Source organism: Paenibacillus dendritiformis (assembly GCF_945605565.1).
Classification (GTDB): Bacteria; Bacillota; Bacilli; order Paenibacillales; family Paenibacillaceae; genus Paenibacillus_B; species Paenibacillus_B dendritiformis_A.
In genome coordinates this window covers 3,335,050-3,350,687 of the sequence record NZ_OX216966.1, presented here as the reverse complement: position 1 = coordinate 3,350,687, position 15,638 = coordinate 3,335,050, and the positions used below count along the sequence as shown (strand labels likewise).

Here is a 15,638-nt window from a genome sequence, read left to right as displayed (position 1 = left end):
ACTCTACTATAACGAATGAGTTCAAGGTGATTTTTTGCTATAAGCCTTGACTACACCACCCGCATAGCAGGTGGTTTTTTGTTTCGCACGCTTCGCGTACTCAACAGGCTGAAGCCTATAATAAAAACCCTCTCCGATCAGAACGGAGAGGGCTCGGCACAATAGATTAATTAATCGACAATGAATCTACCCCATAAGAGAAGTTGCGGTAAGGGCTCATATCCAATCCCGTGAAGCGGGCATTGTTCCCCCACATATCGCGGCGCTGGTACATAAAGATATATGGCAGGTCTTCATTAAGCTCCTGATACAGCTCCTTGTAGATCGCTTTCCGCTCTTCAATATCCAGCGTTTTGCCGCCCTTTTCGAACAGCTCGTCGACTTTTGGGTTAGAGTAACCGATTTCGTTCTGCGAGCCGTCAGTAAGAAAAGAATTTTGACCCACTTGCGGATCTGGAGTTAGCCCGACGGCCAAGAACAGCATATCGAAATCGCCTTTCTTCCGCTTCTCTACAACTGCGTTGAAATCCATCTGCTCGGCAACGAATTCGATGCCCAGTTCTTTGTAATTCGCTTGCGCCACCGGAATAATGGCGTCGTTGACGACGTTCGGCGAAGTGGCCGCAAAGTTGATCGTGAATTTCTCCCCGTCTTTTTCGCGAATGCCGTTCGTGCCGACCTTCCAGCCCGCCTCATCGAGCAGTTGCTTCGCCTTTTCGAGATTAAATTCGTACTTGTTCACTTCATCGGTATACGACCAGGACAGCTTCGATTGCGGTACGTTGATGACCTCGGCGTAGCCTTGGTATACAGCATCCACGATTTGTTCGCGGTCCAGACCATACGTCAAGGCCTGCCGCACCTTTTGATCCTGGAACTTCGCCCGGTTATGATTGAAGGCGATGAAGCCGTAACCATTGGTCGGGAAGAGCGTAATATCGAGGAAACCCATCGATTGCAGCAGCTCGAAGTTGTCGAGATTCGCGGAGATGAAGTCCATATCCGTCTCCCCGGTCTGCAGCAGTTGGGCGTTCGTCTCTTCATTCGTAAACTTGTAGATCAGCTTCGGAATTTTCGGTGCGCCCTTGAAGTAGTTCTCATTGGTGACAAACGTTACTTCTTGGCCGGCCACGAAATTTTCCAGCTTGTATGGCCCAGTGCCAAGCGGCTTCGTGAATAGTTCGTGCATATAGCTCAAATCGCCCTGTTTGTAATTTTTGCCGTAATAGGCTTTAGAGATGATGCCAGCCGAGCCTATATTGGACTGTGCTAGTGCGCTAGGTTCAATCGTGGTGAATTCAATGGTAAGAGGATCGATAATCTTGATGCCTTCAACGGAGGTTGCTTTGCCGTCAAAATACTCCTTGCCCCCCTTGATCTTGGCGCTTCTGATAATGTCTGTGGGGCCGTCATACGACTTGTCATGCAAGACAGTTATCGTGAAGGCGACGTCTTCCGTCGTCAACGGCGAGCCGTCGCTGAATTTCAAGCCTTCCTTCAGCTTGTACGTGTGGGTCAGATTATCTGGGGAAACTTCATACTTCTCCGCCAGCATCGGGGCATACGTCCCGTCCTTCTGCACTTCCAGCAGTGATTTGAATAACGTGTCGGCGACGTAATTATCATAGGTTGTCTCCGCGTATAGCGGATGGAAGATTCCGGCTGGCGCCTGCATGCCGATGATGAGAGTGTCTTTCCGGGACGTGGCGGTCGCCGGCGACTTGCCCGGATCGGAAGCCTTTACAATCCCTTCATTGACGAACTCAGACTCCTCCGGTTCGGAAGCCTTCTCTCCATCATCCTTCTTCTCCGGCTCATTGCCCTGCTCCTTTTGAGCCGGTTCCTTGGACGGTTCCGCGGCATCGCCACCGCTGCATGCCGAGAGCACTACCGTTAGCGACAACAGCAAGCATAGAAAAATAACCCAACTTTTCTTCACTATACAACTCCCCCTACATTCATAAAATAATTATGTTGACACTAAGCAGTAACGAAGTTAATGGTTTGCCGGCAAGCGGCAAAACGATAGAAAACTTTTCGAACTTTGGTCAAATAATTATGCAGGATTCTGGTTGTTTCTGCGTAAGCCAGGTAGTTAAAGATATAATACTTGCCGATGAACGTTTTGTAAATCCCCAGTTTAAAATTTTTGTTACCTCCTGTTGTCTCATAGCAAAAGAGCGATTTGTGACATGGAATGAAAAAACCTCCCCGGTATCCGGAGAGGGATGCATAACTATTCAAATATATATACCATAATCTCATCCACGCTCACAATGACTTTACCCTCTACCGCGGCCTGACCGCGGCCTACAACAAAGCCGCGCCTTGCCTTAATTAGCGTATACTCCATGTCAAGGCAGTCCCCCGGTGAGGCATGTCCGCAGAACTCCGCCCCCTTGATGGATGACAAAAAGCCCAGTCTGCCGCCCTGTCCCATCGCCGCCAACGCGCCCAACTGGGCCAAAGCTTCGACGATCATCGTATGCGGCATCGTCCGTTCCGACCCTTCAGCGGCGAAATACCATTCCGTTCCGGTGACTTTTTTGGTGCCCTTCGCCCACTGCCCTTCTTGAATGTCGGTAACGCAATCCACCATCAGGAACGGATACCGGTGCGGCAGCCGATCCGTTATTGCATTGCGCTTCTTGTCTATCATGTCCTGCCCCTGCTTTCTATCGTTTGAAATGAAAATCCCATTGCTTGTATTGACGGCAGCTCCAATTGCAACTTACTACCACTTCCGTTCGACTTCCACAAGATTCTCGCCGCGGAAAGTGCAGCGGTATATATCAGGCATGCTCGTCCCCTTCCAGAAATCGTATCCGTATCCGGAATCAAAATAGTTCATCATCAGCGTCATAATATCGCCATGCGTTCCGATCGCAATCCGCTGCCCATCATGCCGGCGTATCAATCCGAGCAAGGAAGGAACGGCCCTGGACTGGGCGGCTTCGCTTGATTCGCCTCCAGGTTCCGCATAGGTGAAATCTTCGAACGCTCTTCGCTTCGCCGCGATGAATTGACTCGCAGTTAACGGGTGATCGTCGCCTGCGATGCGCCGTTCATGGAGTTCATCAACCGGGCGCACCGTCAGTCCCCTCGCGTCAGCCAGCGGTTGAACCGTCAAGATCGCCCGGACGTACGGACTGGAATAGACATGATCAATCGGCTCCATGGCAAGCATCTCGCTGACACGCCGAGCGTCCTTCATCCCCTGCTCGGTCAATCCCCGTTCCTGTTCACGGCCTGCCGCGTATTCCGACTCCGCATGCCGGATAAAAATGACAACGGTATCGCGCGGATCGTTCTCCCTGTTCATTGGCATCGTCTCCTGTTAACGTGATTCCATGTTACACGATAACATAAGACATTTCGCTGCTGCAGCCCCATTTCCCTGCTTATTCTTCGCTTTTATTCATCATGTAATAAAGTGCCCGGTCACAAAAAAAGACCTCCGAAGAGGCCTTTTTCGTATTTTCCGCAAAATCACGATCGTCAATGCTGCATATGTTCTTCCGGAGCATCCCTGTCGGCATCATACAAATGCCCCGACCATGCCAACGCTTCTTCCCGCTCCTCGGGCAGCGTCTTGCAGCGGTTCTTCACCCACTGCTCTATCAGCCAGTTCATCTCCAATGCATTTTTGGTCGGAATTTGATGCTTCGCCTTCGGGATCCAGTACAATTGGCTGTTCGACAGGCCATGATGCAGGATAAGCGCATATTTGTGAAAGCTTCGGTCGCTCTGCCCGTAGATGAGCAGCACCGGCGCCTTTATTTCCTGCAGCAGATCCGTGCAATTGTAGTTCAAGCTGTACTGGTAGTATTGCCTCCAGTTGGCATTATTTCCTCTCCTGGCCGCTCGCTGAAGATTCTTATAGGTAAGGCGGCTGTCGGCGTTCCCCCACGTGACTGCCCACGACATCAGCGACTTGGCCTTCCAGCGGGTCAAGGCTGCGGCCGCGCGAATGCGGCCGCGCAGCCACCAATCGCTCGCTTCGGACATCGCGCTGATCAGCACGCCGCCGAGGAACCTCTCCGGGGCGGACAAGAGCGCCTGCAGTGCGATCGATCCTCCGGTAGAGTAGCCGCCGACATACGCTTGCTTCACGCCCAGCTTATCCATCAGGGCGAGCATATCCTCAACGATGAGCCGGTACGTGATCGGCTCATCGGACGTTCCGCTGTATCCGTGGCCCCGGATATCGAACGTTATCAGACGGAAGCTGTCGGACAGTTGGGCCATCTGGTAATTGAAATTTTCCGATGTCAATAATGGAGGATGGATCCAGATGATGGGCACCCCTTTGCCTCGCACATGATAGTGCAGGCTGACACCGTTCAAGCGGGCAATCGGCACCCCGGTCACCTCTCTCTTCATATGTTGTTAGGCTCAGGGTGCCCTGTGAGAGCCAAGTTTATTCTTGGACTTACAGCCGATTCAAGTGCTGCACGGCCGTCTCCAGTTGATCGCAGACAGGGCGCAGCGTCTCCACCCGGTTCAGATTGGCGAGCATCCCCAATACGATGACCCGCCGCGGCTGAATCTCCATTAGCTCCTTCTCCAGTACCGCAAGCGAATCAATGGCATCCTGGTATCGTTGGGGCGGGAGGTTCTGCCGGCTCAACTCTTCGCGCATTTTCTGGACCAGGACGAGCGGATGCATCGCTTTCTGCGGCTCCTGGCGGATCGCATGAAGAAGCGCCGGCCAATCCTCCTCCTTCATGAACGGTTCCGGCCGGGATTGCAGCAGCTTTTGTGCGTTCAGATCGACCAGGTCAAGCGCGTAATCACTGAGGCGGTCCAGCTTCACCGTAACCTCCTCCAGCAAGATCACGTTTAAGTAGGTGGTAATGATTCCGTTCAGCAGCAAGGTCAGATCGAGCTTGTAGGGCGAGATGGCGTTCCCGTACATATCCGTCAGATCATTCATGATGCTCCGGGTGTTATCAAGACTGACCTGCTGCAAAAATTGATGAATCTCTTTATTGGCGAACCCGGCATTTTCCCGCATTTGCATCGTGGTGAACTCGGGATATTCGGATAACATCACCATATGGACTTCGATCTTCTTTTTCATCCGTTCACGGGGTGTCAATAACGGATCCCGTTTAATGATCTGTACCCGATCATAGAGCAGACGGAAATAATATTTGAATATGCTTAACAAAAGTTCTTCTTTGGAAGCGTAATGCTGATATACGCTGCCCTTGGACATTTTGCAATATTGAGCTATCTCCTGCATCGTCGTCTGCACATAGCCTTGCGTAGCAAACAGCTTCATCGCTGACTGCAAAATATGCTTCTTTTTATCTGCCGAACGATCCTCCATGACAATTGATGCCCCCTGTAATTACTGTTCCGCGCATGCGAATATGACTTATCTTATCGAAAAAGCCCCCCGCTTGCAATCAGCCCTCTCACATGGACGCCGTCGAGGATGGAACCTCCCCTTTTCCGCTTCGCTTCCAGTTAGCAAGAATCATTGTGCTGAGCAATAAAATCGCGGCTCCGAACACGTATGGAATATTAGTATTCACGTCATATAAAATTCCGGCAATCGACGGCCCGATAATATTGCCCAGACTCATATACGCCGTATTCATGCCGGCGACAAAGCCTTGTTCGTTGCCCGCCATTTTGGACAGCAGCGTGTTCAGCGCTGGCCGAATGATCGCGGTAGCGGCAAAGAACAGCAGCGTCACCGCAAAAATCGCGGCGAATTGACGGACAAAGAGCGTCACTACCATCGATGCGCCGGCCAGAATGAAACAAGCATGCAGCACCTTCTTCTCGCCGAAGCGGCGCAGCAGCCGCTCGATCAGAACCGCCTGCATGATAACCCCAATCAATGCGCCGAACGTAATAATAAGCGAGATTTGCTTTGGCGTGAAGCCGAGCTTGCCGTCGAAGTACAATCCGAATATCGATTCGAAATTTTGCAGGCCGAATGACATCGTAAAAACAAGCGCAAGGAGCACAAAGTACGGCGCCTTAAAGGATGCCAGAAATTGCTGCACCATAGTCGACCGCGGCCCAGTCTTGCTCTGCTGTATCGCGATCCGCTTGTCCGGAGGCAGTGTCTCGGGCAGGAAGATCAGGGAGAGCAGCGTTCCGGCTACGGCTAACCCGGCGGCGAAGTAGAAGGGAACGCGAATGCCGTATTCCGCCAGCAACCCCCCGATGCCCGGACCGATGACAACCCCCAGCGTCATGGAGGCGCCGAACAGTCCCATCCCCTTGGCCCGCTCATCCTCGGTCGTAATATCGGCAATATACGCCATCATCGGCGAAGTTAACAATGCCGCACCCAAGCCGCCTAGAAGGCGGGACAGATACAGCATCCACATCTGATCCGCCAAAGCGAACACAATTTGCGACAAAGCGAAGATTCCGACCCCGCTTACAATCAATATTTTGCGGCCGTATTTATCCGACCATTCCCCCGCAATGGGGGAGAACAGGAACTGGGTCAGCCCAAAAGCGGCAACCAGGTAGCCCATTGCCTGCCCTCCGCCGCCGAATTCCTGCAAATAAGAAGGCAGAATCGGGATGATCAACCCCATTCCTACCATCGTCACGAACATGTTCATCATCAAGATGACCAATGGTCCGTTGTACTTCCGCCTTGCTTCCGACATCTCTCTCGTCCTCCTCTGTTCTCTCGTCTGCCCTTCTGTTGATTGGCAGTCTGGACTAACGTTAGGCCACCGCCCCCAAGAGTAGTACCAATTAGTTCTTGATATGACTATGGGGTCGGTATCATTCTACCTCAGCCCGCCAACTCAAGTCAAAATGCTCCTTGAGAAGCTTCCCGGACGCTGACGCCATAAAAAAAGAACCGCAACCGCGGCTCTTGTTAAAGTGATTCAAACGGCAGGACTACAGCAAGCTTTGCAGCAGACCCTTATCTTCTTCTTTATCCACATGTCCGACCAGGCGGTCAAGCCGGCTGATCTGGTGGCCGTATTCATATAAGGACGCAGCCACGATAGACAACCGCAACGCTCCTTCCGGTCCATCCGCGCCGTGCTGCAGCGCCTGGGTCATGAAGCGGTCGTTCTCCCGCTCCAGATTGGCAATCTCGCCGCTGTCGGGCTTGACCTTGTCCTCGAACTTGAGCAGAACATGCTCATGACACTTAATAAGCAGCTCCAGATGGCGATCGAAGAACAGATCGGATTCCTTCGTCCGGGCGGACTGGAAATAATGCTCCTCGATGATGTTCAGCACCTCGATGCCTTTGCGCAGCGTGTTCAGCAGCTGCTTGTACACGACGATGCGGCGCGTATGCCGATATTTGGCCCGCTTCAGCTTCTTCGTCTCCTCCTCGAACAGCTTGTACTTGTCCGAGATCGATTTCAAGGAATCCTCCAGCCCCTGCTTCTCGACGCGGAACGCGCTCTCCTTCATCTCATCCGAGATGGCGGTACGCAGCAGAAGCGACATCCGGCTGAATACATTCTGAATCTGCCCGATAAATTGCGCCTGCGGATTCGGCGGGAAGAACAAAATATTGATTAGAAATGCCGAACCGATACCAATCAGCGTCAGCGCGAACCGCCCCAGCGCGAAGTCCCATTGCCCTGATGCTTCCATGACGGAGATGACGGTGACCAGCGTGAGCCCTACCGTCTCCTCCATCTTCATCTTAAGACAGATAATGATAACCACGATGCACACAATCCCGACCGCAATCGGCTCGTTCGAGAACGCCATCCCGGCCAGCAGGGCAATTGCGGCCCCTAGTGTATTCGTCTGCAGCTGATCGAGAAAATAACGCCATGACCGGTAGATGGACGGCTGCATGGCGAAGATGGCCGCCACTGCGGCAATCACCGGCGTTTTGAATTGAAAATATTGACTGATGTATAAGGCGAGCGTAACGGCGATCCCCGTCTTCAACACCCGGGCGCCAAAAGCCATGGCCCTCCCTCCTTCCTCCTATCCTATCCATATGGACAGATCTCCATCATATGCCTTGTCTGCACAAGGTTTTATTTTATCTGATCTTATTGTAAAAGCAAGTCCCGAAGGCGGCAATATAGTTCCAACCGTTCCGCTTAGACAACGCCAAAAAGCCTTCATTCCGGATGTCCGGAAAGAAGGCTCAATCCGCGTTCTTGCGTTTATAATTGGATCTGCTGCTTCAAGTACCCCTTATGTTCGGTTACCAGCCAGAACTCTACCGTATAGGTTTGACCCTGCTGCAGATTCACAGACTCGCGGTATGTCAGCGATTTCCCGGGGAGCACCGTCTCCTCTCCCAATACGGTTAAATAAAATTTGTCCTTGGAGGCCTGATATACCACTTTGCCCGCCGAGTCCGTCACCTTGAAGTCATAGCGCTGCGAGGAGCTGAACGGAAGAACCAGCTCTTCATGCGATATGTTGGTTACGATGAACGTCAGAAGCGCCTCTCCTTGCTTGGTGCGGCCGACTTCCAGCTTCGTCTCCAGCGGCGAGATCCGGACGGCCTCCTGGAACTGCTCCGCCAGCTTCTTAGCCGTTAGCTCGGAGATCGGCTTACGGAAGTCAAGATCGTCTTTGACGATCGACAAGGCTACGGCCGCGTGAATATAGCGGGACGCCCAGGCCGAGCTCTTGTAAGACGGTGACTGCGCCTGATCGAATGCTGGCGCGGCAATCTCGTCAAGCTGGTATCCCCGTACGAGCGCAGCGATAATCTCCTGATAGGTTACGCTTCGATCCGGCCGGAAATGTTCGGCATCCGTCCCCTTCATGAGTCCGGCTTCGATGACGGCGGGAATGGCCCCTTGGGCCGTCGCCCAGTGTTCGGCCGCATCCGCGAATGTCGTGCTCGTCTTCTTCGTATCCAGACCGAAGAGCTCGGCCAGCAAGACCGCCAGATCAGCCCGGCTCAGCTCGTTGTTCGCTGCTTCTATGCTGTCGGGCTCAATGGTCCGGGGTTCGGCCTGTGTCCCTGCCGGAAGGGCCATCATGCCGGCAATGAACAATCCAAGGGCAAGCCTGCTTATCTGCTTCATCTCAATCTTCTCCCTTCTCTCATATCGGAATGAATGCATGAACGCATCCTCCTATATTTTACCTGACGATCTGCAGGCACCGGAAGTTGCAGTAATCAGAAATAGAATGCCCGAATGGAGTCAGCGGCAACCGGAGCGCGACAAAACAGCGGCACCTACTCCCGGTGCCGCTGCAAGCTGTACGATATTTACTTGTTAGCCAGTGAACTCTTGAACCCATTCACCATTGTAGTAAGCGACGCCAATCGCTGTATAGTTAGGATTCAAAATGTTTTGGCGATGGCCTTCGCTGTTCATCCAAGCGTTCATAACCTCTTCAGGCGAGCGCTGGCCTTTGGCGATGTTCTCGCCAGCAGTGCGGTATTGAACGCCTTGCGCCTTCATCAGATCGAACGGCGAACCAAGCGTCGGCGATTGATGGTCAAAATAGTTGTTGTCATACATATCTTGCGCCTTAATCATCGCTACCTTCGTCAGCTTCTCATCCGACTTAAGCGGATTCAGGCCGGCTTTGGCCCGTTCTTTGTTGACCAGATCCACCACTTGATTCGCGAAGTCGGACTTCTCCGTTGCCGTGCCCTTATCCGTGCTTGGGGCTGGCTTGGCCGGCTTCGTGTCGGCTGGAGCAGGCGCCGGCTTGGATTCCGGCTTGTTAACGACGCTGCCTGGATTTTGCGATGTCGGCTGCTTCACTACCGGCTTCTTGCTGTCACTATTAGATTGATTATTCCATTCCTTCACCAGGTTATCCAACCAAGCTTGCCAATCTGTGGTCTTCGCTGGATCCGGAATAACGGCCTTCACATTGACGCCATTGACTTTGACCATATAGCAATTCGGGCTTTGCGCCTGGACTGCATCTGTCTGCGGCGCCGCGAAGGCGGAACCGGCCGCCAAGACTGGAGCTAGCGCGATGGCGCTGGTTACTGCGACTTTTTTGAGTGTATTCTTCATAGATTCATCTCTCCCTTTGCAGCCTACGAGGTTAGCTGTCGGGTTCGGGTCAAAGAGGTCACCCCTGACGCAAATATGCGCCTTCACCCCAAAAGTTGGTTCCCCCGCGCTCTTCCGAGCTTCGGCTTGATTCGAATTCGTACACATCGTAACACGAATAGTAGGAGAGATCATGCTATAATATATGGCACTAAATTAAGATTTTGTTACCTATTGTAACCTTTTTGACACCTTGAACTAGGTTGGCATCCGCCGCCTTGGCTAAGCCCTTGACGTATTACATCCCCCGGTGCTCCGCGATTTTCTGTGTTCTCCCCCCCTCTTCATTGATATCAAAAAATCATTCCTGCCTAATCCCCTTATTCCAAGTATCCCCAAATTATATTATAGTAGATTTCAAATTCTGTTAAATTGGGATAGAGGTGCCTATGATTATTCAAATTGCTTTGGGACTGCTCATCGTCGCCACTGTAGGAGTGTATGCCCTCATTGAAGATGATCTGTACCAATTGTTCAACATTACGGGTTGGATTGGTCTCGGGCTGTGCGGGTTCGCCGGCATGATGTCCGACGGGCTTAGCCAACCAGAGTACAACCGAGAGCGCAGCGCCAGTCAAGGCATAGGCTTCGTCGCTACGCTATGGCTGCTTGGCACGCCGAGCCTGCTCACTTCACTGCTGCTGTACATCCTCGTGTACCGCTAAGGTTTCCTGGTCGAATGCATGCCGCTACCCGGCTACCAAGCTTTCGCTTCATGGCCATCCTGGTAATGGGACGTGTCTCCATGCAGTACAATGCGGGGGTTCCCATCAATGAACTCCAGCTTGCACAGACATGCCGGATGAATGTAGGGGAGCTCCCACAGCAGATGGAGAGGGCGGTTCTCGGCGTAAGCCATCAGCAGCTTAACGACGACCGTATGAGTCACCATCAGGACGGATTGGCCCGGATGGTCGCGCACGATGCTTAAGAGCCGCCCCAGAGCCCGTTCTTGAACCTCATGGAACGTCTCCCCGCCTTCGACACGGAATTGGCCCGGGTTTTTCCAAAATAATTCGAACTGCTCCGGATCCCGATCCTTCACCGCCGCCTGCGTCTGTCCTTCCCATGCGCCAAGGTGAATCTCCTTCAGATCCTCGCAGGCCTGAATCGGCAGATCCCGTTCCATCCGAATCAGCTCTGCGGTACGGTACGCCCTTCCGCTGGAACTGGCATATATCGCATCAATCGTCTCATGCTGCAGCGCCTTCCCCAACCAGACCGCTTGGCGGACACCGAGTTCGGTCAAGGGAGAATCCTGATGCCCCTGCATCCGCTGCTCCAGGTTCCACTCCGTCTGGCCGTGGCGCACGAGATAAATGGTTGTCGGTTTCATAACGCATCTCCTCTCTGCCTTGTTTAAGCATGTTTCTCGCAGTTATTCAACGCTGATAAGTGACCCAGGCAGGCACGGGCTCGAACGGGAAAAAATCAAGCATTGGCAGAGCCCATACGTCTGTTGTATCGATCTCGGCATACAGCCGCTCCAAGCCAAGCTGCTGTGCGTAGCGAACTTGCCGCTTCGTCAATTCCGCGATCCATCGCCGCGTGTGCTCCCGTTCCCCGGCGCAGACTCCGCGCCATCCTAATTCGGCCGCCCCGGCCTCGCGCGGATGCATAAGCGCATAGGCGATGACTTCGTGATTCTTCATCACGGCGAATGAGCCCTCCACCATCAGATCCGACTCGATGAGCTCACCCCATCGAGTCACGTCGATCTCGCCTAACGGGTTCACCGTGTGGGTCTTGGCATAGCATTGCCGGGACAACAGCGCCATCGCCTGCCGCTCATCGGCGCCAAGCCGGTTGTAAGGGATCATGGCGGGCTAATCAAAAAACTGAATGTGCGGTTTGCTGGCGCGATAGTATTGCAGCCGATCGCCGAGCGTCCCCGTATGGAACTCGAAGCAGTGATTATCGGGATCGAGAAAATAAATCGACTGCTTGTCCTCCTGTGACCGTTCCCGGCCAGCAAGTACCGTGACTCCGTAATCAAGCAGCTTCTGGCGGACCGTCTCATAATCCTCCTCATCGATGCTGAACGCGATATGCGTATAGGTAACCGGTTGTTGGGAGCGGTCGACATCCTCCTGATTGAGCGCGATCCACAAGCCGTGGCAATCGAAATAGGCCAGCCGTCTCCCGACGGCTAGCAGCTTGCCTTCCAAAATATCACGATAGAACGCGATCGAGGCTTCCAGATCCGACACGGAAAAACAGAAATGATTCAAGCCTTTAATATAAGACATCCGCTTCCTCCTTTCCAATTCACGCCGGCTTCGAAGCTGGCTCGACAATATACACGACATTCTCATCGAACCGGAGCGCGTAATCGAGAGCGGACAGTCGAACGAAGGCGGTGTCATCCAGATCGAACATACTGATTCCGGGCAAGTACTGCGCGGAACTGCTCAAGACAATATCATCCCTTCCCGGGAAGCGGAATGTATACCTGTAATCCTGGCTCGAGACGTAACTCGTGAGTAACCGGATGCTGATATACCATTCCCTGTCCAGCATCACCAAGGAGCGCCGAGAGTCTCCTTCCATCGAAAAATGCGGGGAGCGGACATGATATACGGGCCAGTTCGTTACCTTGTACTTCACTTGCTCAGTATCAAGGGGCAGGCCAAATTGGAGATGATATATGCCCCTTACATAAGCGAGCAGCTTGACCATCCCTGCCGCTCCGCCTCCGACCAAGCCAACCATGAGCATTCGCAGCGGATCCCCTGTCCTCAACCAATGGAGCAAGCCGTCTGCTCCCGTGACAAACAGGAGGCCGATGCCAAGCAGGAACGCCAACATCTGAACCAACCTATTCTCCTCCCTTATGCTCTGCGGCACACCGCCACCATCGAAGGAGAGGAAGGATGAAGGGATGCGCCGGACCAGCCACCATACAAATGAAGCAGTTCAAAACCGTTCGCTTCCAGCGTGCGGGCCATTTCCTGCGGATACGTATAACGCAGCTCTATCGTTGTCTTGCGTTCTTCGCGCAGCTCCTCCCCTTCGAGAAAGCGCCTGATCGTCGTGTAATGCTGAACTTGGGCAACCGGATCATACGTTGCGATCGTATATACGTCGCAACGATGCTCCGGCCCGATCTCGATCGTCCGCCAATATTCCTCTACGGGCGGCTGAAGAAGCTCCTCGGCCGCCGGGAATCTGGTGTCGAACAACAGGATCCCGTCTGGCGTCAATGCGCTGCGGATAGATTGAAGCAGCAGGTTCTGCAATTCATTGGTCAGAAAATGCTGAAATCCATTCCCGGTCATATAAGCCAGCGGCGAGCGTTCCTCAAGCTGCAGCTGCGTCAGATCCTGCTGAACCCAGCGGATATCCGTCCCGGCCGATGTCTTGCAGCGGGCTTGCTCCAGCATGCCTGCATGCAGATCCACTCCAATGACGGAATACCCGGCCTCCGCCAGCGGAAGGGCGGTTCGTCCCGTTCCGCAGGCCAGATCCAGTACCGGCTTCCCCTCTATTTCCAGTTTTTTGGCCATGCGAGAAGCATCGGCAGCTCAGGATTGCCCTGATTTTCGAGATCATATAATGTCGGATCTTCATATTCGGATAAGTCCCACTCCATTATGGTCATCAGTTCACCTCTTCACATTTAAATCATACCTGCGGTGGCATGGCGCTTCAGTGCCGCTACTCTGCATCACGCTTCAATCTGCATTCCTTGCCGAACAAGCTCCAGCCACTGTTCGCCCGCTTCGGGAGAGCAGGCAATCAAGTATGGCTCCCGGCACATCGTCCGGAACGGCCGGCCCTGGAAGTCCATCACCTGACCGCCCGCTTCCTGGACCATCAATACGCCGGAATACAGATCCTCCCCTTCCGAATTATAGAGCACGATGGCGTCGATCATGCCTCTGGCAAGCATGCACCATACCAGCGTCGGCGCCCACAGCCTCAGCATCCGCTTGCAGGACTGGTCCAGCTTCTGCCTCAATTGGGCAGCCGTCTGTTCATGCCCCACAGCGTGTCCCTGAATCCAGCCGGCCGTCGCCCGCCGCAGCTCGCGTTCATGCCTCCGCATGCGAACAGGCTCGCCATTGAGCGTCATCCCTTCTCCCTTGACAGCGACGTAGAGCCGGTCAGGCATCGGCTCGTAGATGACTCCAAGCACCGGCTCTTCCCGGTACATCAGCGTAATCGAGACGGCAAATACCGGGAGGCCGATCACATAATTATTCGTTCCGTCCAGCGGATCAACGAGCCACAGCCAGTCGCTATCCTGACCCAGCTGGCCTGCCTCTTCGCTAAGGATGCGATGATCCGGGAATTTCCGTTCGATTGCCTCCACGATGGACTGTTCGGCTTCATAATCGGCTTCCGTCACGACATCGCCGGCGTCTCCTTTCTTATCCACCTTGTACATCGTGTCGAAGCGCCGTTTGATGATCGCCCCGGCCGCTTGCGCCGCGTTCACCGCCACCTCTTTGGCCTCATGCAATATCGTTCTGTTCATTCCGCACCTCACTGTACGTCGTTATTCCCCCGATTCTCCACTGGCACATCGAACAGGGACTCTATGAAAATCATGGGACGAGTCGGCTCAACACTTGCAGATCCTTGGCTCTATACCAATAGGTATCTTTCTACTCATACTCGGGTTTATACAAATCCAGCGCATGAGTGCAGTGCTTCATCCCGGTTGTTGGCGCAAAGCCCAGCGCCGTGTAAAAATCCGCTGCCCGCTTGCTATCCGTATACAATATGAGATCATCGTAATGCCCACGGGCATAATCAATTACTGACTCTACCAGCCGCTTGCCCACACCCTGTCTCCGATAGGCAGGCAGCACATACATTCGGCGCACTCTTCCCGTTCGGCGTTCAGCGCCAGTCTGCTGGTTGAGACCGCATATCCCTGCCAGATTACCGTTCACCTTGGCGACAAACAGGGCTTCTCCCCGCTTGCGGAACTGATTGATCCCGCTCCGATATTCATTAGCCAGGCGCGCGATATGCCGATATCCTTCTTGCCCGCTCGTCTGAACCATTGGACCAATCGCTTCAAGATCCAGCTCCTGCACAGCTTCAATCTCTACGGTGTCAGAAGCCGCGATGCCATATTCCTTCAGATCATCGTTCACGATATGGCGGAACTCGCCGTTCGATCGAAGCAGCTGCTTCAAGCTGGCCGGATAAATGACCGTATCAGGAACCTGTTCCAGATCAATCCACCGGAAGGTCAGGACAGGCGCTGCTTCCTTGCCAATGAATTCGCCGTCCGGAATATCGATGTGTTCCCCGGGGCAAGCATGGACTTCATAATATACGCCGAATTCATGCAAGCCCGCCTGCCGGTACGCATTGAAGTTTTCGATCAAGCCTGCGAGCCTGACCGGCCGTACGCGCATGCCCAATTCCTCGGCAAATTCCCGAACGATGGCCTCTTCTGTCGGCTCATTCCACTCCGCTCTGCCTCCGGGGAGGACCCATGCATCCCCCGACTTGTTGCGCTGCATCAGCACCTTCCCGTTATAAATCATCACTCCCGCAACTCTGAGCAGGAAGGACCCGTTCGGATGGGACCATGCAACCATGTCAGTCATATCTCCTTTGTCATCGTAATCGTCAACCGTCAATACCGGGAGCAGCGCCCGCGGTATATACACC

General features: G+C 53.6%; 16 protein-coding genes, 1 pseudogene and 1 riboswitch. Of the genes and pseudogenes, 1 reads left to right on the top strand and 16 read right to left on the bottom strand.

Annotation, left to right across the window (positions count from 1 at the left end; translation table 11 throughout):
• Positions 1-166: 166 nt before the first annotated feature.
• From NNL35_RS14665 to NNL35_RS14625, 9 genes are all read right to left on the bottom strand, one after another.
• Positions 167-1,939 carry an ABC transporter substrate-binding protein gene (locus NNL35_RS14665; protein WP_254553535.1) on the bottom strand — a complete coding sequence of 591 codons (1,773 nt, stop codon included), beginning with the start codon at positions 1,937-1,939 and terminating at the stop codon, positions 167-169.
• A gap of 297 nt (positions 1,940-2,236) precedes the next feature.
• Positions 2,237-2,659, bottom strand: a complete 423-nt coding sequence (locus NNL35_RS14660; protein ID WP_254553534.1) for a 3-hydroxyacyl-ACP dehydratase FabZ family protein — start codon at positions 2,657-2,659, stop codon at positions 2,237-2,239.
• A 75-nt stretch (positions 2,660-2,734) separates the two neighbouring features.
• Positions 2,735-3,322 carry a histidine phosphatase family protein gene (locus NNL35_RS14655; RefSeq protein ID WP_254553533.1) on the bottom strand — a complete coding sequence of 196 codons (588 nt, stop codon included), beginning with the start codon at positions 3,320-3,322 and terminating at the stop codon, positions 2,735-2,737.
• A gap of 176 nt (positions 3,323-3,498) precedes the next feature.
• Positions 3,499-4,383, bottom strand: coding sequence for an alpha/beta fold hydrolase (locus NNL35_RS14650; protein ID WP_254553532.1), 885 nt, complete (start codon positions 4,381-4,383; stop codon positions 3,499-3,501).
• Between the two features lie 49 nt (positions 4,384-4,432).
• Positions 4,433-5,335, bottom strand: a complete 903-nt coding sequence (locus NNL35_RS14645; protein ID WP_254553531.1) for a TetR/AcrR family transcriptional regulator — start codon at positions 5,333-5,335, stop codon at positions 4,433-4,435.
• 88 nt (positions 5,336-5,423) lie between these two features.
• Positions 5,424-6,644 carry an MFS transporter gene (locus NNL35_RS14640; RefSeq protein WP_254553530.1) on the bottom strand — a complete coding sequence of 407 codons (1,221 nt, stop codon included), beginning with the start codon at positions 6,642-6,644 and terminating at the stop codon, positions 5,424-5,426.
• A 241-nt stretch (positions 6,645-6,885) separates the two neighbouring features.
• Positions 6,886-7,929, bottom strand: a complete 1,044-nt coding sequence (locus NNL35_RS14635) for an FUSC family protein (protein ID WP_006679629.1) — start codon at positions 7,927-7,929, stop codon at positions 6,886-6,888.
• 203 nt (positions 7,930-8,132) lie between these two features.
• On the bottom strand, positions 8,133-9,050 hold the full coding sequence (locus NNL35_RS14630) for a BsuPI-related putative proteinase inhibitor (RefSeq protein WP_254553529.1): 918 nt from the start codon (positions 9,048-9,050) through the stop codon (positions 8,133-8,135).
• A 156-nt stretch (positions 9,051-9,206) separates the two neighbouring features.
• The gene (locus tag NNL35_RS14625; protein WP_254553528.1) at positions 9,207-9,965 is read right to left on the bottom strand and encodes a CAP domain-containing protein; all 759 of its coding nucleotides are present in this window, start codon (positions 9,963-9,965) and stop codon (positions 9,207-9,209) included.
• Positions 9,966-9,970: 5 nt separating this feature from the next.
• Positions 9,971-10,102, bottom strand: a riboswitch (cyclic di-AMP (ydaO/yuaA leader).
• A 291-nt stretch (positions 10,103-10,393) separates the two neighbouring features.
• On the opposite strand from NNL35_RS14625, the gene NNL35_RS14620 reads away from it, so the two are divergent.
• Positions 10,394-10,669 (top strand): hypothetical protein, encoded by a 276-nt coding sequence (locus tag NNL35_RS14620; RefSeq protein WP_254553527.1) that lies wholly within the window; start codon positions 10,394-10,396, stop codon positions 10,667-10,669.
• 32 nt (positions 10,670-10,701) lie between these two features.
• Here the strand turns inward: NNL35_RS14620 and NNL35_RS14615 are convergent, their stop codons facing one another.
• From NNL35_RS14615 to NNL35_RS14585, 7 genes and pseudogenes are all read right to left on the bottom strand, one after another.
• Positions 10,702-11,340, bottom strand: a complete 639-nt coding sequence (locus NNL35_RS14615; protein ID WP_254553526.1) for a histidine phosphatase family protein — start codon at positions 11,338-11,340, stop codon at positions 10,702-10,704.
• A 46-nt stretch (positions 11,341-11,386) separates the two neighbouring features.
• Positions 11,387-11,824: a hypothetical protein gene (locus NNL35_RS14610; RefSeq protein WP_254553525.1), complete on the bottom strand. Its 438-nt coding sequence runs from the start codon at positions 11,822-11,824 to the stop codon at positions 11,387-11,389.
• A 6-nt stretch (positions 11,825-11,830) separates the two neighbouring features.
• Positions 11,831-12,253: a metallothiol transferase FosB gene (fosB, locus tag NNL35_RS14605; RefSeq protein WP_254553524.1), complete on the bottom strand. Its 423-nt coding sequence runs from the start codon at positions 12,251-12,253 to the stop codon at positions 11,831-11,833.
• Between the two features lie 19 nt (positions 12,254-12,272).
• The gene (locus tag NNL35_RS14600) at positions 12,273-12,812 is read right to left on the bottom strand and encodes a hypothetical protein (protein WP_254553990.1); all 540 of its coding nucleotides are present in this window, start codon (positions 12,810-12,812) and stop codon (positions 12,273-12,275) included.
• Positions 12,813-12,835: 23 nt separating this feature from the next.
• Positions 12,836-13,605: pseudogene (locus NNL35_RS14595) on the bottom strand (class I SAM-dependent methyltransferase).
• 66 nt (positions 13,606-13,671) lie between these two features.
• Positions 13,672-14,484, bottom strand: a complete 813-nt coding sequence (locus NNL35_RS14590; RefSeq protein ID WP_254553522.1) for an inositol monophosphatase family protein — start codon at positions 14,482-14,484, stop codon at positions 13,672-13,674.
• Between the two features lie 130 nt (positions 14,485-14,614).
• Positions 14,615-15,637, bottom strand: coding sequence for a GNAT family N-acetyltransferase (locus NNL35_RS14585; RefSeq protein WP_254553521.1), 1,023 nt, complete (start codon positions 15,635-15,637; stop codon positions 14,615-14,617).
• Position 15,638 lies beyond the last annotated feature (1 nt).

Excerpts from the sequence above, each read along its gene's own strand:
- NNL35_RS14625 (WP_254553528.1), bottom strand. The coding sequence starts at position 9,965 with ATGAAGAATACACTCAAAAAAGTCGCAGTAACCAGCGCCATCGCGCTA.
- NNL35_RS14590 (WP_254553522.1), bottom strand. The coding sequence starts at position 14,484 with ATGAACAGAACGATATTGCATGAGGCCAAAGAGGTGGCGGTGAACGCG.
- NNL35_RS14640 (WP_254553530.1), bottom strand. The coding sequence starts at position 6,644 with ATGTCGGAAGCAAGGCGGAAGTACAACGGACCATTGGTCATCTTGATG.
- NNL35_RS14620 (WP_254553527.1), top strand. The coding sequence starts at position 10,394 with ATGATTATTCAAATTGCTTTGGGACTGCTCATCGTCGCCACTGTAGGA.
- NNL35_RS14645 (WP_254553531.1), bottom strand. The coding sequence starts at position 5,335 with ATGGAGGATCGTTCGGCAGATAAAAAGAAGCATATTTTGCAGTCAGCG.
- NNL35_RS14655 (WP_254553533.1), bottom strand. The coding sequence starts at position 3,322 with ATGAACAGGGAGAACGATCCGCGCGATACCGTTGTCATTTTTATCCGG.
- NNL35_RS14610 (WP_254553525.1), bottom strand. The coding sequence starts at position 11,824 with ATGATCCCTTACAACCGGCTTGGCGCCGATGAGCGGCAGGCGATGGCG.
- NNL35_RS14600 (WP_254553990.1), bottom strand. The coding sequence starts at position 12,812 with ATGTTGGCGTTCCTGCTTGGCATCGGCCTCCTGTTTGTCACGGGAGCA.
- NNL35_RS14650 (WP_254553532.1), bottom strand. The coding sequence starts at position 4,383 with ATGAAGAGAGAGGTGACCGGGGTGCCGATTGCCCGCTTGAACGGTGTC.
- NNL35_RS14630 (WP_254553529.1), bottom strand. The coding sequence starts at position 9,050 with ATGCATTCATTCCGATATGAGAGAAGGGAGAAGATTGAGATGAAGCAG.
- NNL35_RS14635 (WP_006679629.1), bottom strand. The coding sequence starts at position 7,929 with ATGGCTTTTGGCGCCCGGGTGTTGAAGACGGGGATCGCCGTTACGCTC.
- NNL35_RS14660 (WP_254553534.1), bottom strand. The coding sequence starts at position 2,659 with ATGATAGACAAGAAGCGCAATGCAATAACGGATCGGCTGCCGCACCGG.
- fosB (WP_254553524.1), bottom strand. The coding sequence starts at position 12,253 with ATGTCTTATATTAAAGGCTTGAATCATTTCTGTTTTTCCGTGTCGGAT.
- NNL35_RS14615 (WP_254553526.1), bottom strand. The coding sequence starts at position 11,340 with ATGAAACCGACAACCATTTATCTCGTGCGCCACGGCCAGACGGAGTGG.